This window comes from Streptomyces sp. NPDC050997 (assembly GCF_040660135.1).
Lineage (GTDB): Bacteria > Actinomycetota > Actinomycetes > Streptomycetales > Streptomycetaceae > Streptomyces.
In genome coordinates, this window is the sequence record NZ_JBFAGK010000003.1 from 577,313 (window position 1) to 592,559 (window position 15,247).

The following is a 15,247-nucleotide window of genomic DNA, read 5'->3' on the forward strand; positions in this document are numbered from 1 at the left end:
GCGGGGACCGAACCCCGCGTGTGGTGTACGGGACGCCTGGACCGGTCGGCGGCCGGGTGCCCGCGGGTAAAATACGGGCACGCTTCGACATCGTCGGAGCCCGTGCCAAGGGGTACGGGCAACGGCACGTTCCGGGGCACCAGATCAGAAAGGTTCCCCATGAACTCGAAGTCCTCGCCGCCTGAACATCCCCGTGCCGGCAAGCCGCAACGGGCGACAACACGGCAGAACGAACTCCCGACGCCGTCGGCGATGACCCCGGGACTGCCGCCTGCCGTCTCTTTCGAGGCACTCGGGCTGCCGTCGGAGCTGATGACGACGATGGTCGGCCTTGGAGTGACAGAGCCCTTCCCGATCCAGGCGGCGACCCTGCCCAACGCGCTGGCCGGCCGCGACGTCCTCGGCCGTGCACAGACCGGCTCCGGCAAGACGCTGGCTTTCGGGCTGGCGCTGCTCATACGGACGGCAGGCCTGCGAGCGGAGTCGAAGCGACCGCTGGCGCTGGTCCTGGTGCCGACCCGGGAACTCGCACAGCAGGTGAGCGACGCGCTGGCCCCGTACGCGCGGACATTGAACGTGCGACTGGCGACGGTCGTCGGCGGACTGTCGATCAACCGGCAGACGGCGCTGCTGCGGACCGGAGCCGAGGTGGTCATCGCGACGCCGGGGCGCCTGGCCGACCTGGTGTCGCGCCGGGACTGCCACCTGAATCAGGTACGGATCACGGTGCTGGACGAGGCGGACCAGATGTGCGACCTGGGTTTCCTGCCGCAGGTCTCCGAGATCCTGGACCAGGTCCGCTCCGACGGGCAGCGGCTGTTGTTCTCGGCCACTCTCGACCGTAACGTCGACCAGTTGGTGCGGAACTACCTTCACGACCCGGTCCTGACATCTGTCGACCGTGTGGTGGGCTCGGTCTCCACGATGGAGCACCATGTGCTGAACATCCACGCCGCCGACAAGTACGCCACCGCGACCGAAATCGCCGCACGGGACGGCCGGGTACTGATGTTCCTGGACACCAAGGCCGGCGTGGACCAGTTCGCCCGTCACCTGCGGGCCAGTGGTGTACGGGCCGGTGCCCTGCACAGCGGCAAGTCGCAGCCGCAGCGCACGCACACGCTCGCCCAGTTCAAGGACGGTGAGATCACCGTGCTGGTGGCCACCAATGTCGCGGCGCGGGGCATTCACATCGACGCACTCGACCTGGTCGTCAATGTCGACCCGCCGGCCGATGCCAAGGACTATCTGCACCGTGGGGGGCGCACCGCACGCGCCGGGGAGTCAGGAAACGTGGTCACCCTGGTCACCCCCAACCAACGACGCGACGTGAACCGGATGATGTCCGACGCCGGGATCCGGCCGACGACCACGCAGGTGCGCTCCGGCGAGGAGAAGCTGACCGCCATCACCGGGGCGAAACGCCCGCCGGCAGGGGCGAAGAGCAGCAGCGGCAACGTCCCCTTCCGCGGCCTCGGCACCCGTGCGGGCCGCCCCGCGAAGGAGTCCCGCAAAACCGCCGAGGCCCGCAAGACCGCGGAAGCCCGGGCGGCGGCGCGGGTCCGCAAAGGCCGCTGACGTCGGGGCGGGCAGCGGTACGTCGCCGGGGCTTCCCACAACGGCGGCGCGGTACGTCACCGCGGCCGGCAGGTCGGGCGTGTAAAGGCCCTCCAGGGTCGCGGTCAGCGGATCGTTCACCTCCGGGCCGGTCACCGAGCTGCCATCGGCAGACATCGGTCCACTTGCCGCCTTCAGCGAGGGGGTGCAGCCGAGCTCCCTCGACTGACCTGCTCGTACGACCCTCCCTGATTTCCGATACGTCGGAGGTCTTCCCCTTTCGCTCCAAGGGCCTGCACTATGCCTGGGAGTTCACAACCAGAAACGGGAGGCACCTACGTGACCGTGAGACCAGGGAACGGGATCTCTCGAAGAGGTGTGATCGGTTCGGCGGCCGCGGTCGCCGCCGGGGGCTGGTCGACCGGGTCCGGCACCGCCTGGGCGGCGTCCTCGTCGCCGGGAGAGGCTAAGGACCTGTACGAACGGATGGCCAGGGCTGCCGCCTTGCGGTGGCGGCGGATGCCCGGCGACTGGAAGGACGGCCCCTTCCTCGGCAACGGTCTGCTCGGTGTGCAGGTCTACCGAGGTGCGAAGGCCAACTCCGTCAAGGTCATGGTCAGCCACAGCCAGGTGCAGGACCAGCGACCTCAGTGGCGCGCTCCGTACGGATTCTCCCGGTTACCCATAGGGCATTTCGACCTCACACTCGCCGGCGAGGTGACCGGCGTCGACTGGACCTTGGACATCTGGGACGCCGAGCTGCACGGTACCGTCACCACCACCCGGGGCAGCGTCCGCTTCTCGATGCTGGTGCACAACGCCCGTACCGCGCTGCTGATCTCCACCCGGCCCAGTGCCGGCGAGGAGACCGCGGCCTGGTCGTTCACCTGGCTGCCCGCCATCTCGCCGCGAGAGAAGGACAAGCCCGCCGACTACACGGGCAACCCCGACCCCCGCACCGGATCCGCCGGCGCCACCCACTACGTCGAGCAGCCGCTGATCGCGGGCGGCGGATGGACCACCGCCTGGCGTGAACGGCGCGTCGGCAGTGGCAGGTTGCTGGCCGCGCACATCGTCTACCGCTTCCCCGAGAACCTGTCGCGCACAACGGAACTGGCCGTCGCCGAAGTCGCCCGCACGCTGTCCGGGGACCCGGACGAGCTGGTGCGCGACCACCGCGGCTGGTGGCACCGCTTCTACAGGCGCAGCCTGGTGTCGGTACCGGACAAACGCATTCAGGATTTCTACTGGATCCAGCTCTACAAGGCCGCCTGCGCCACCCGCGCCGGCGGGCCCTCGATGTCCGAGTGGGGGCCGTGGTACCCGGAGACAGGCGGCAGTTGGAGCGCCGTCTGGTGGAACCTCAACGTGCAGATCGCCACCTGGCTGATCCAGGGATCCCATCACCCCGAACTCGACTCCGTCACCTCGACCTTCAAGAACTTCGAGAAGTACCTGCCGCTCTCCGTGCCTCCGGAGTACCAGGACGGCGAGACCTACGCCCTGGCCCACCCCTCGGACTGGATGCTGCGCCCCGGCGCCAAGACGGTCGGCATCCCCGGCACCTCCACCAAGACCGACAACAACGGCAATCTCCTCTGGGCCATGCACAACGTCTGGCTCAGCTACCGCCACACCATGGACCTGTCGATCGTGCGTGATGTCCTCTACCCGATCCTCGTCAAGGCGGTGAACTTCTACGACCACTTCCTGTACGAGGGCGGCGACGGAAAGCTGCACCTGCCGCTGACCCGGTCGCCCGAGTGGGCGGACGCCACCGACTGCACATACGACCTCTCCCTGATCCGCTGGGGTTGCGCCACTCTCCTCGACTGCCTGCGCCTTCTCCGTACGGACCATCCGCGCGCCGGACGCTGGCGCGAGATCCTCCAGCGCCTGGTGGACTACCCGCGTGACGCGACCGGTGTCGCCATCGGCGCCGGAAAGCCGCTCACCGAGTCCCACCGGCACTTCTCGCACATGCTGTGGCTCTTCCCGCTGCACGAACTGAGCTGGGACCGGCCCTTGGACCGGGACACCATGCGGACGACCTTCGACCACTGGGTCAAGGACCGCAGCCTGTGGGCCGGTTACAGCTACGCCGCCGCGTCCTCGATGGCCTCCCTGATGGAACGGCCTGAGGAGGCCCTCGACTTCCTGACCTTCTTCACCGACGGCAATGTCATCAAGAACGCGTGGATGACCGAGAACACCATGTACGTGGAGGGAGGGAACCTGGCCGTCGAGAGCCCGCTGACGGCGGCCCAGTCGGTCCTCGACATGGCCGTGCAGAGCCACGGCGACGTCGTACGGGTCTTCCCCTCCGTGTCACGGCGCTGGCCCGACCTGTCGGTCCAAGGGCTGCGTACCCAGGGCGCGTTCCTCATCGACGCGAACCGATCAGGCGGCCGGACCCGATGGGTGCGTGTGCACAGCGAGGGCGGCGCCCCGCTCGTGCTGCGGCACGGCATCGACGGCGCCATCGACGTACGGGACGAGCGCGGGCGGCGGCTGCGGTACAGGGAGACGGGGCCCGACCGTATCCAGATCCCGCTCGGCCGGGGCGAATCGGCCGTCGTCCTCCCGCGCGGCAGCAACCCGGACCTGGTCCCGCGTGACGTGCCGGCCATCGGCGACGCGAAGCCGTGGGGACTGCCGGACTGAGCCGACGCGCCGCCTTCGCCCACCCCGGCAACGTAGACGTTGCCGGGGTGGGCGTCGACTCCCACGTCACCTCGTCCAGTAGCGGATGTTGCGGAAGCGGGCCTCGACGCGGCCGGAACCGTGGTTGTAGACGCCGTTCTTGAAGTAGCGGGTGGCGGGGCCCCGGTCGTCGACCGTCAGGACGAGGGAGTTGTCGAAGTAGACCTTGATGGTCCCGGTCCCGCTGCTCGCCTGGTGGGCGATCTTCACGTTGAACCATGTGTCGTACGCGTTCGTCTTGAGCACGGTGCCGTCGTAGCGCCGCACGGTGCCACCACCCGTGTTGTAGACGTTGAGCATGATGTCGGTGGCGGGGGTGCCGGAGGGGTGGACGCCTCGCAGGATCTGCACGAAGGAGGCGCCGTCGGTGCCGGACGGGAGGTAGACGTCGGCGTCCCACATACGGTTGCCCGTCTTGTAGTCGACCTTCCAGCGCATCTCGGTGCGCGGGTCGGTGGAGCTGTCCTCCTCGAACGGCTCGTCGGTGGCGTACACCCACATGCGGTGGACGCCGCCGCTGTCGCTGTGCCGGTCGCTGAGGTCGAGGTTCCAGGGCTTTTGCCAGCTGTACGTGAACGAGGTCTGCGTCCAGCCGTCGGTCGGGTCGGCGACCGGCGCCGCGGCGGCGAGCGGGACCTTGGGCAGGGCGAGTGCGGCGCCGCCGGCCAGCAGGCCGGCCCCGGTCCGTAAGACGGATCTCCTGTTCATCGTGTGTCCTTTCCAGGGAGTTGGTGAGGGTCGATCGTGTCGGCCGTCGCCTGGAGACCGGGGTCGTCGAAGTTCACCACCTCGTCGTCGCGGATGCCTCCGTACGTACCGGATCAGGTGACGAATGCGAACGCAGGGAACCCCAATACATCGGAGGAGTCAAGGACTTCTGCCAAGGTTGTTGAGGCGACCATGAAGGCCGCGAGTGTCCGGGGTCGCCGATACACCCGATGTATCGGCGACCCGGCCACCGGTCCCGCGATCGAGTTCGGCCCTGCACGCCCCTTTCCCACCCCGGGAGGGTCATGGCATGCTCATGCCCACCATAGCTATGAACGTTGTTCATCTACATGAATTCCTGTGGAGGGGCGAGCGGACATGAGCGAAGTACACGGCAGCGAGAGCGAAGACGGGTACGCCGGCATCACGAGACGAGGCCTGCTGGGCAGTGCCGCGGCCGTGGTGGCCTGCGCCGTGGCGGGTGTGGCGGGCGGCGGCACAGCCGCTGCCACGCCCGCCACACCCGCCACGCCCGCCGCGCAGCCGCAAGTCCCGCGCCTGTGGCGCGAGTTCACACACACCCCCTACACCCATCCGCAGATCCCCTACGTCGGCCGGGCGGGCTACCGCGGCGGTGCGGTGCGATTCCCCCGCCGCCCCCGCCTGTTCGACGTACGCGCCTTCGGGGCCAGGGCCGACGGCACCACCGACTCCGCCCCCGCGATCAACCGCGCCATCGCCGCTGTCGGCAGGGCCGGCGGTGGCACGGTCCTCATCCCGTCCGGGACCTTCCGAATCGACGACGTCATACGCGTCGGCCACTCGAACGTCGTCCTGCGCGGCGCCGGCAGTGGCCGCACCACGCTGTACGCGACGCGCAGCCTCACCGAGCTGATCGGCGTCTACGGCTCCCGCTACGGCGGTGACAAGTCGTCCTGGTCCTGGGCCGGCGGCCTCATCTGGCTGGCGCCCGAGGCCCGTTGGAACTCCCTCACCGCCGCGATCCGGGCGAAGGCATGGCCGTTCGAGGGCTGGACCGGCAACCGGCGTGATGAATGGCGATCGCTCACCGGCGTCGCCCCGGCCCGGCAGGGCTCCTGGACGGTGACGGTCACCGACCCCGCGAGACTGCGTCCCGGCGCGCTGGTCCTCCTCCGGCTCGCCGACGACCCCGGTCACACACTGCTGGAGCACATGGCGGGCGGAGGGCCCGGCCCCGAGGCGTACTACTGGGACGACAAGACGAAGCTGACCTCGTACGTCCCCTACGAGTGGCCGGTGCGCATCGCTCGCGTCCACGGCAGGAGGGTCACGCTGGAACGCCCCCTCCCGCTCGATGTGCGCCCGGAGTGGGGCCCCCAACTCACCACTCACGTAACGGAGTTGGCGGGTTCGGGCGTCGAGGGCCTGACGCTGGAGGCCGTGGAGACACCCCAGCAGCAGCACCTTCTCGACAAGGGGTACAACGGCGTCGTCCTGCAGTGCGCGTACGACTGCTGGGTGGACGACGTCACGGTCCGTCATGTCGACAACGGCTTCGGCCTGGTGGCCGCGTCGGCCTGCACCCTGCGCCGGACGCGGGTCGCGGGACGCGGCTCCCATCATCCCTACTTCTGCCGCGAGGGGTCACACGACAACCTCATCGAGGACTTCGCCATCGAGGAGCGCACCAGCCCCGCGCAGCCCAACACCCAACTGCACGGCATCAACGTCGAGGGGCTGTCCTCGCACAACGTGTGGTCGCGAGGTGACATGCGGATGGGGACGTTCGACAGCCACCGCGGTATGCCCTTCGCCAACGTCCGCACTGACATCACCGTGAACAACAACGGCCGTCACGGTGGTGACGCGAGCGCGGGTCCCCTGTTCGGCGCCCGCTTCACGCATTGGAACATCCGCGTCACCAACGGCCGGGCGGGCCTAATGAAGATCGACGCTCTGGCTCCGTACTCCGCCACCGTCGGTATCGACGAGGTCAGGGAGTTCGACCAGATCGACGTCCCCGACTTCGCGGGTGACCTGCACGCGCGGCTGGAACTGTACGGCAGTCCTGGCGCGGTACGGCCGCACAACCTGTATGAGGCTCAGCGCGGGCTGTAGGCCGCGACAGAAGACGACTCATTCACATACGCGATCGGAGTTGACCTATGAGCGTTCGCCCCCGCCTGGGTGTCCTCCTCGCGGCCCTGGCCGCGTTCACCGCCGGCGCCGTACCCGCTGCCTCGGCGAGGGTGGCGCACCCGGCGCCCAAGGCCCCCCACACCACCGTCCTCGACGGCACCCGCCTGCAGCAGACAAAGATCCGTCTGGACCGAGGCGACCCACAACTGCGGCGAACCGCCCGGGCGTTGACGGCCCGCGCCGACAGTTGGCTGAACCAGGGTCCCTGGACGGTCGTCGACAAACCCAGGCCGGCACCCGGTGGCGACGTCCACGACTACCTCAGCCAGGCCCCGTACTGGTGGCCCTCCACGCCGCCGACCTCCGACAACCCGTGGGGCTGCCCGTATGTGCAGCGCGACGGAGAGCGCAACCCCGAGGTCGACACCGGCACCGACCGCCAGGACGTCGAGAAGGTCTTCGACTCCGCGTACGACCTGTCCCTGGCCTGGTACTACACCGGCGAGAAGCGGTACGCCGTGAAGGCCGGGCAGATCCTGCGCACCTGGTTCCTCGATCCGGCCACGAGGATGAACCCGAACTTGAACCACGCGCAGTTCATCCCCTGCAAGTACGACGGCCGCGCCATCGGCATCATCGACTTCTCGCAGTCGTACACCAGCGTCCTCGACGCGCTCGCCGTCCTGGACACTGGCGCCGCCGGCTGGACCAGGACGGACCGCACCGGCATGGCGAAGTGGAACACCGACTTCCTCGACTGGCTCAAGAACAGCGACTTCGGCAAGCAGGAGGGCGCCGCCGCGAACAACCACGGCACCTTCTACGACATGCAGGTCGCCGCCCTCGCCTACGCGACCGGCGACAAGGACCTGGCCCGCCGAACGGTCCTGAACGCGCGGAGCGCGCGCATCGCCCCGCAGATCGCCGCCGACGGCAGCCAGCCCCAAGAGCTGGCCCGGACGCGCAGTTGGCACTACTCGACCTTCGACCTTGTCGCCTACACCCGGCTCGCGGCCATCGGCCGGCACGTCGGTGTGAACCTGTGGACGTACCGGGGTCCGGACGGGCAGAGCCTGTTCAAGGCGGTGGACTACCTGCTGCCCGCCGCGACGGGAGCCGCCGTCTGGCCGCATCCGGAGCTTGAGTTCTACCGCTATGCGGCCACTGACGTGGTGCACGCGGCCGCCGACGCGGGCGACAGGCAGGCACAGAGGGCCGTCCCCTCGCTTCAGGAGCCACCGGGCGGCGATCTGTGGGCCCTGCGCCCGGCGGCGGAACAACTGGACTCCATCGCGGGCTGAGGCCCGGCAAGGCAGGCGCCGGTACACGGCGGGAACGCGGCGGGGCCGGGCGGCGGGGTTCCGTGTCCCGCCACCCGGCCCCGGTCGTCGCGGTCCTGTCGCCTCATGTCCCGTCTCCAGTCGTCGGATGTGCGGTGGTCGGGGGCTCTCGCCAGGCCGTCTCGGCTTCGTGTCCACCCGGGGCACCGAGCATCCCCACCTCAACCAGTGCTCCCTGTGCGGGAGTTGGCCGACGAGTACGGGCAGTGCAATGCGTCGTGCGAGGACGTTCGTGCCGGGCAGGCAGTCGACGACCTCGCCCTCGCGCCGGCCGTCGAGGTCTCGCAGTCCGGTGAGCCCCGCGGGGGCCGACACCCGTGCGTGTCCCGGCCCGGTCTCTCGGACCATGGGCGGCGCCGGATGCCGACGCCGCCCGCCGGATCCTCGACCGGCGTCAAGAAACCTTCGATGGGTGTTCCGACCGTCGGCCTTCCCGGCGCCACGGCAGCCGGTAGGGTCCGTGAGCGGCGGCGATGGTCGTCAACCCCGCCGCGCCGTAGGCCGTGTAGAGGATGCCCCGCTCAAAGTGGCCGATCCGGGCCTTCACCTGGGCGTACTTCTGCTGCTCGTACGTCCTCGTGGCCGTCGAGCGGCCGGAGCCGGATCTGTCGTTGTAGTCGACGTTGCAGGTGAAGCCGGGCCGCATGGGGCCAGGGTGTGACTCGCCGTCCGCGCCCAGTTGGAGGCCGGGACACTCCGGGGCGCCGTAGGACGCCGCGCCTCGCAGCAGCGTGACGAAGCCCCACAGCAGCGGAAGCAGGAACAGCACCAGTAACACGCCACGGATTCCGGATCTCATCCCGCCCAAGTTAGTGCCGGAGTTCCCGCCCGCGCCACGCGGGTCAGGTCGTGGGAGCAGGGCCGGGCGGCAGGTGGACCGTCATGATCAGGCTGCAGGTTTCGGTGCCGGAGCCGCGGTAGGTGTGCGGGGCGTCGCCGTCGAACGTGGCGGTCTGGCCGGCTTCCACGGTGTGTTCGGTGCCGTCGACGATCAGGGTCATCCGCCCCGAGGTGACGCTGGCGGTTTCCACGACTCCGGCCTGGTGTGGCTGGCTGGGGTATTCCTCGTCCGGTTCCAGTCGCCAGCGCCAGACCTCGACCGGGGCCGGGCCCGAGGTCGTCAGCATGAGCCGGGCCTCGCTGCCCCGGTCGCCGGTCCACAGGGGCGCCACGGCGTCGGCGGCCACGACGCGGACGCGGCCTTCGGGCGGTCCCTGCATCAGGGCGGACACCGAGATGCCGAGGGTGTCGGCCAGCCGCACCAGGGTGGCGAGATTGGGGTTGCCCTGGGCTTTCTCGAGTGCCACCAGGGCTCCCTTGCTGACCTGGGAGCGTCGGCTGAGTTCATCCAGGGACAGGCCGGCCCGGGTGCGGGCAGCCCGGACGTTGTGCGCGACCGTCCGCAGGGCCTCAGCTGTCTCGACCATCTGATCTCCATCCTCGCCACCCACCATCACAATGCACCGCACGGTCGGTTGGTTGACACAGGCCGGTCGTTACATTGTACGGTGCAGTCGTTCCAATGATAGTAAAGGATGTGCCGTGATCGCCTTCCGTATCGCCCCCGCCGTCGCAGACGCCTTCCCCGACACCCTGATCGCCCTGGTCACGGCCACCGGCCTGCGTGGCCGTGAACCCTGGCCCCACACCACCGCGGCCCTGGAGGACCTGGAGCGACACCTCGCCGACGGCACCACCTGGCATCCCGCCGACGAGACCGACCCCCGTATCGAGGCCTGGCACACCGCCTACCGCTCCTTCGGCACCAACCCCCGCCGCATCCGCCCCAGCGTCGACGCACTCGGCCGCCGCCTCGCCAAGAAGGGCAGTCTGCCCCGCATCAACCCGGCCGTCGACTCCTACAACGCCGTCTCCGTCCGGCACGGCCTGCCCGCCGGCGCGTTCGACCTCGACCACGTCACCGGCGACGTCGACATCCGATATGCGGACGGCACCGAGGAGTTCACCCCGCTCGGCGAACCCGACACCGTCGAGAACCCCAAAGCCGGCGAGATCATCTACGCGGACACCACCGGGGTCCTGACCCGCCACTGGAACCACCGCGACGCCCACCGCACCCGCGTCACCGAGGACTCCGCACACGTCGTCTTCGTCCTCGAAACCCTCCATGCCACCCGCGACGGCGACCTCCTCAAGGTCGCAGCGGAGGAACTGCAGGGCCTGCTCACCCCGCACACGGCACAGACCGCCGTGCACTACCTCAGCCCCGCACACCCCCAGGCCATCTGACCTACCGCACTCCGGCCGACGGACGCCGGCCCAGCAAACTGAAGGTCAGCGTCGGCCGCGCCAGGAGCAGGCTGCCACTCCCCGGACCGGTACGGGGACGCTGAGCACCGCGCCGGAGGTCGCGGTCGGGCTCTTCACCCCGTGCCGGGCCGTGGTGACGAACAGGCGGTTGTCGCTGGGGTGCAGGCACACCGACGTGGGGTGCGGGGCAGGGACGGTCACGGTGTGGAGCAGGCGCCCGTCGGGGTGGTACCGACGGATCGTGCCGGTGCCCCAGAGCGCGACCCACAGGCCGCCCTCGTCGTCGACGGTCATTCCGTCGGGGCTGCCTTCGCCCTCGCGCAGGTGGGCGAAGGTCTCCGGGCCGCCGGAGAGGTCGCCCGAGACGGGGTCGACCCGGCAGCGGAGGATGGTGCCTGCGGCCGTGTCGGCGAGGTACATGGTGGTGCCGTCGGCGGTGAACGCCGGGCCGTTGGCGATGGTCAGCCCGTCGAGGACGCGTACCACCGTGCCGTCGAGGTCCGTACGGTAGAGGGAGCCCGCGCCGTGGGTGCCGTCGTAGGCCATGCTGCCGGCCCAGAATCGGCCGGCGGGGTCCGCGACGCCGTCGTTCATCCGGCTGGGGGCCGCGGTGCGGTCCTCGGGGCGGTCCAGCCATTCCGGTGCGCTGTCGGCGGTGAGCAGCGCGATGCCGGTGCCCGCGGCGGCGATCCACACGCCCGGCTGGTCGCTCACCGGAGCGACGGCGCCCAACGGCACGTCGAGCTGGGCCAGTTGGCGCGGAGCCGCGAGTCCGGTGTCGTCGCGCAGTTCGAAGAGCCGGCCGCTGAGGATGTCGACGTACACGTACCGGCCGTCGACCCAGCGGCCGCCCTCGGCGAGTTCGTACGCTCCGTCGACGACGAGCGCCGCGGGCGCTGCCGTTGATGTCATGGTCGGTCTCCTGGGTCAGCGGATGGTCGTGCCGTCGGGCTGGTCGAACAGGCCGAGTTCGTCCTGGGTCGGAAGGCCTTCCCAGTCGCCCCGGGTGGCGACGGCGAAGGCCGCGGTGGTGACGGCCCGGTGCAGACGGGCCGGGATGTCGGCGCCGTTGAGGATTCCGGACAGGTATCCGGCCACGAAGGCGTCGCCCGCGCCGACCAGATCGACCGCGTCGACCTCTCGCGCCGCGCAGTCGGTCGACCCGTCGGCGGTGAAGCTGGTCGCACCGCGTGCGCCACGCTTGATGACCACCTCGTTGACGCCTGCGGCGAGGATGGTGTGCACGGCCTCGGTCTCCCCTGCGCCGGATCGTTCAAGCACCAACGGCAGCTCGTCCTCGGAGGCGATGAGCAGGTCGGTGTGGGCCGTCAACGTCCGAAGGACCGTGCTGGCGCGGTCAGTTGTCCACAGTCGGGAGCGGTAGTTGACGTCGAGGCATACGGTGATGCCGGCGTCGCGAGCTGCCGTGGCGGCGGCCAGCGTGGCCTCGGCCGCCGCCGGGCTGAGCGCCGGTGTGATGCCGGTCAGATGCAGGATGCGGGGTGCCGAAGCCAGCGCGGGCAGTACGTCGGCCGGTGAGACGGCCGAACCGGCGGAACCGGCGCGGTAGTAGCTGACGCGCGTGAGCGTGCCCAGGCGGGGTTCGGTCAGCAGCAGCCCGGTGGGCCGGCCGGTGTCGTCGGTGACCGCGTGGCCGACGTCGATGCCCTCGGCGCGCAGCGTGCGCAGGACCAGCGCGCCGAGTTCGTCCGCGCCGACCCGACCGGCCCAGCGCACCCGGTGCCCGAGCCGGGCTAGGCCGATGGCGACGTTGGACTCGGCTCCCGCGACGGACAGGCCGAGACTGCCGCCGAGCCGCAGCGCGCCGTACGCCCGGAGCGCTGCCATCGTCTCGCCGAAGGTCACCACCTCGGGCGGAGCGTGGCCGGCCGGTGTCGTCACGGTGCCTCCCCTGCGGCCACCTTGCGGAACACGGCGGCACGGGCGCGGAGTTGGTCCAGGTCGCCGCCGTCGGCCGCGTCCCCGACGAGGGGTGAGCCGACACCGACGGCGATGGCGCCCCGGTCCAGGTAGTCACGGGCGGCCTGCGCGTCCACTCCGCCGACGGGCACGAACGGCACCTCGGGGAATGGGTCGCGCAGGGCCCGCAGATAGCCGGGGCCGCCGAGGGAGCCGGGGAAGAGTTTGATCGCGGCGGCGCCCCGTGCCAGGGCCTGTTCGATCTCGCTCGGAGTCAGGGCACCCATCGCCACGGGTATGCCGAACGGCTCCAGCCCGTCGACCAGTGCCGGGGTGACGAGGTACGACGCACCCGCGTCGACGGCGCGGGCCGCGTCCGCGGCCGAGCGCACGGTTCCGGCGCCGACAGTTGCGTCGGGGCCGAGTTCCGCGCGGGCCTGCCTGATCACGGTCAGGGCGTCGGCGGTGGTCAGCGAGACCTCGATGACGGCGATGCCCTCTTCGGCGAGGGTGAGCACAGTGCGCAGTGCCGCGGCGGGTTCCTTGCCGCGTACGATCGCCAACAGGCGGTGGGCTTGGAGGGTTTCCACCAGGTTCATGGGGCGGGCTCTTCCTTGGGGGTGGGGTGCGCGGGCCCGGCGGTGGTCACCATTCGGTGAACACCCCGTCGGGGCCGCGCCATACGGGGTTGGCGTGACTTGGCGGTGGAGGCCCGGCCGTGGAAGTCGACGGCGATGTCCCGCTCGTCGCCCAGCACCTCGCGGACGGCCGCGACGCGCTCGACGACCTGGGCGGTGCGTGCCGGGGTGTCGATCGGGGCGAGTTCGGCCGAGCCGTTCATCTTCACGGCGGAGAGGATGGGGCGGCCACGGTGGAAGCCGCCCTTGGTGAGCACCTGCCAGTGGTCCTCGATGCGCAGCGGGTCCCGGCCGACGAGGTGGTCGGCCAGTCCGTGGACCAACGCCTCAAGTCCGGTTATCTTCACGGGACTTCCTTCGGCAGCGGGTTGGCCTCGACGTCGTCGTGGCCTTCCCGAGCCCGTACGGCCGCCAGGTCGTGGGACGCCATCGCCAGGAGTGACGCGACGGCGGCCACGGCGGCGTCCGGATCGCCCGCTTCGACGGCGTCGAGCAGTTCCTGGTGCACGGGGATGGAGTCGGAGAAGTGCAGGGCGCCATGCACGATCCGGTCGCGAACGCGAAGACCGGCCTCGATGACGACCTCCATCCGGCTGAGCAGTTCGTTGTGCGCGGCCTCCAACAGGGCACGGTGGAAGGCCAGATCGGCCTCGACCATCGCGTCCGCGTCCGCCCCCGCCACCGCCATCGCGTCCAACGCCTGTCGCATCGCGTCCAGGTCGAATGCGGTACGGCGGGCCGCCGCGAGCCGGGCTCCGGCGGGCTCGACGATCGCGCGGACCTCGGCGAGGTCCTCCAGGAAGCCCTCGGTCGGATCGCTGCTGCCCTGCCAGCGCAGCAGGTCGCTGTCGAGCAGGTTCCAGTCGGCGCGAGGCCGGATGGTCGTACCGCGTTTCTGCCGTGACTCCAGAAGACCCTTGGACGCCAGCACGCGCAGCGCCTCGCGCACGACGGTCTTGCTCACGCCGAGCTCTGTCTCGAACTTGACCGGGTCCACCACGGAACCCGGAGGGTAGTCACCGCGGATGATGCGCCGGCCCAGTTCCTCCACGGCCTGCCCGTGCAGCCCCTTGGGCGGATGGGTCACCATGTTCGCCGTCTCCGTTCAGGTCCTGTTCGCGGATGCCGCGCACGGCGTACGGCACCGTGCGCGCCGTTCACGAGGACTCCTTCATGACGCTCCATCCTCCATCGACCACCAGACTGGCTCCGGTCACATAGGAGGCGTCCTCCGATGCCAGGAAGGCCACGGCGGCGGCCACCTCCTCCGGCTGCCCGAACCGCCTCGCCGCCGTGGCCGCGACACTGCGCTCCCGGTCGGACTCCGGGATCCCCTCCCACGCGGCGGTGAGGATGGGGCCGGGCAGCACCGTGTTGACCCGGATGTCCGGCCCGTACTCGACGGCCAACTGCCGCCCCAGCGCGCACAGCGCGCCCTTCGCGGCAGCGTATGCGGCATGGCCGGGCAGGCCGATGACCGCGTGCACCGAGGAGGTGAGGACCACGGACCCCTTGGCCTCGCGCAGCATGCCCGCGAAGGTCTTCATGGCCCGCCAGGCCGGCTTGAGCAGCACGGCCATCTGACCGTCCCACTCGGCCTCGCTCAGCTCATGGGCGGGCTTGTTCAGCTGGGCGAAGGCGTTGCTGTGCAGCACGTCCAGCCGCCCGTGACGCTCGTCGACGTGGCGCGCCAGGTTCTCCCAGTCGGCGGCCGAGGTCACATCGCACCGTACGTACTCCGCGTGTCCCGCACTGTCCTCGATGCTCGCGGCGAGGGCCTTGCCCGCCGAGTCGTCCACGTCAGTGACCACGACCGTCGCGCCCTCGGCCGCGAGCCTTCGAGCCGTGGCCGCACCGATTCCGTGCGCGGCGCCGGTGATCACCGCCACGCGTCCCGCCATCCTGCGGCACTGCGTCATCGCTTGTGTCTCCCCATCTGGCGCCTGAGCCTCTGATGCCTGCACCCACCATAGCTGTTTCAATTAATTA

13 protein-coding genes and 1 pseudogene are annotated in these 15,247 nt (G+C 70.2%); 5 read left to right on the forward strand and 9 right to left on the reverse strand.

Going from position 1 to position 15,247, the window contains the following annotated elements; genetic code table 11:
• Positions 1 to 252 precede the first annotated feature (252 nt).
• Positions 253 to 1,578, forward strand: coding sequence for a DEAD/DEAH box helicase (locus tag AB0H86_RS09320; protein WP_362435273.1), 1,326 nt, complete (start codon positions 253 to 255; stop codon positions 1,576 to 1,578).
• A 318-nt stretch (positions 1,579 to 1,896) separates the two neighbouring features.
• On the forward strand, positions 1,897 to 4,221 hold the full coding sequence (locus AB0H86_RS09325) for a glycoside hydrolase family 95-like protein (RefSeq protein WP_362434919.1): 2,325 nt from the start codon (positions 1,897 to 1,899) through the stop codon (positions 4,219 to 4,221).
• A gap of 66 nt (positions 4,222 to 4,287) precedes the next feature.
• Here AB0H86_RS09325 and AB0H86_RS09330 read toward each other — a convergent pair whose 3' ends face one another.
• Positions 4,288 to 4,968 (reverse strand): polysaccharide lyase family 7 protein, encoded by a 681-nt coding sequence (locus AB0H86_RS09330; protein WP_362434922.1) that lies wholly within the window; start codon positions 4,966 to 4,968, stop codon positions 4,288 to 4,290.
• Between the two features lie 378 nt (positions 4,969 to 5,346).
• Here AB0H86_RS09330 and AB0H86_RS09335 point away from each other — a divergent pair, with 378 nt between their 5' ends.
• Positions 5,347 to 7,068, forward strand: a complete 1,722-nt coding sequence (locus tag AB0H86_RS09335) for a glycosyl hydrolase family 28-related protein (RefSeq protein WP_362434925.1) — start codon at positions 5,347 to 5,349, stop codon at positions 7,066 to 7,068.
• A 47-nt stretch (positions 7,069 to 7,115) separates the two neighbouring features.
• Positions 7,116 to 8,390 carry an alginate lyase family protein gene (locus AB0H86_RS09340; protein ID WP_362434928.1) on the forward strand — a complete coding sequence of 425 codons (1,275 nt, stop codon included), beginning with the start codon at positions 7,116 to 7,118 and terminating at the stop codon, positions 8,388 to 8,390.
• 433 nt (positions 8,391 to 8,823) lie between these two features.
• Here AB0H86_RS09340 and AB0H86_RS09345 read toward each other — a convergent pair whose 3' ends face one another.
• On the reverse strand, positions 8,824 to 9,228 hold the full coding sequence (locus AB0H86_RS09345) for a hypothetical protein (RefSeq protein WP_362434931.1): 405 nt from the start codon (positions 9,226 to 9,228) through the stop codon (positions 8,824 to 8,826).
• 43 nt (positions 9,229 to 9,271) lie between these two features.
• Entirely contained in the window at positions 9,272 to 9,856 is a 585-nt protein-coding gene (locus AB0H86_RS09350) for an XRE family transcriptional regulator (RefSeq protein WP_362434933.1), read from the reverse strand.
• A 115-nt stretch (positions 9,857 to 9,971) separates the two neighbouring features.
• Here AB0H86_RS09350 and AB0H86_RS09355 point away from each other — a divergent pair, with 115 nt between their 5' ends.
• Positions 9,972 to 10,679 (forward strand): phenylalanine--tRNA ligase beta subunit-related protein, encoded by a 708-nt coding sequence (locus AB0H86_RS09355; RefSeq protein WP_362434936.1) that lies wholly within the window; start codon positions 9,972 to 9,974, stop codon positions 10,677 to 10,679.
• A 45-nt stretch (positions 10,680 to 10,724) separates the two neighbouring features.
• Here the strand turns inward: AB0H86_RS09355 and AB0H86_RS09360 are convergent, their stop codons facing one another.
• The 6 genes and pseudogenes from AB0H86_RS09360 to AB0H86_RS09385 all read right to left on the reverse strand — a co-directional run bounded on the left by AB0H86_RS09360 (position 10,725) and on the right by AB0H86_RS09385 (position 15,177).
• A complete protein-coding gene (locus AB0H86_RS09360) occupies positions 10,725 to 11,612 on the reverse strand; it encodes an SMP-30/gluconolactonase/LRE family protein (RefSeq protein ID WP_362434939.1) in 888 nt (295 codons plus the stop codon).
• Positions 11,613 to 11,627: 15 nt separating this feature from the next.
• Positions 11,628 to 12,602 carry a sugar kinase gene (locus tag AB0H86_RS09365; RefSeq protein WP_362434942.1) on the reverse strand — a complete coding sequence of 325 codons (975 nt, stop codon included), beginning with the start codon at positions 12,600 to 12,602 and terminating at the stop codon, positions 11,628 to 11,630.
• The gene (locus AB0H86_RS09370) at positions 12,599 to 13,219 is read right to left on the reverse strand and encodes a bifunctional 4-hydroxy-2-oxoglutarate aldolase/2-dehydro-3-deoxy-phosphogluconate aldolase (protein ID WP_362434945.1); all 621 of its coding nucleotides are present in this window, start codon (positions 13,217 to 13,219) and stop codon (positions 12,599 to 12,601) included. The genes AB0H86_RS09365 and AB0H86_RS09370 overlap by 4 nt, the downstream gene beginning before the upstream one ends.
• A gap of 92 nt (positions 13,220 to 13,311) precedes the next feature.
• Positions 13,312 to 13,569, reverse strand: a pseudogene (locus tag AB0H86_RS09375) (enolase C-terminal domain-like protein); the annotation flags it as partial.
• A 32-nt stretch (positions 13,570 to 13,601) separates the two neighbouring features.
• Entirely contained in the window at positions 13,602 to 14,348 is a 747-nt protein-coding gene (locus AB0H86_RS09380) for a FadR/GntR family transcriptional regulator (protein WP_362434948.1), read from the reverse strand.
• A gap of 67 nt (positions 14,349 to 14,415) precedes the next feature.
• Positions 14,416 to 15,177: an SDR family oxidoreductase gene (locus AB0H86_RS09385; protein ID WP_362434951.1), complete on the reverse strand. Its 762-nt coding sequence runs from the start codon at positions 15,175 to 15,177 to the stop codon at positions 14,416 to 14,418.
• Positions 15,178 to 15,247: the final 70 nt, after the last annotated feature.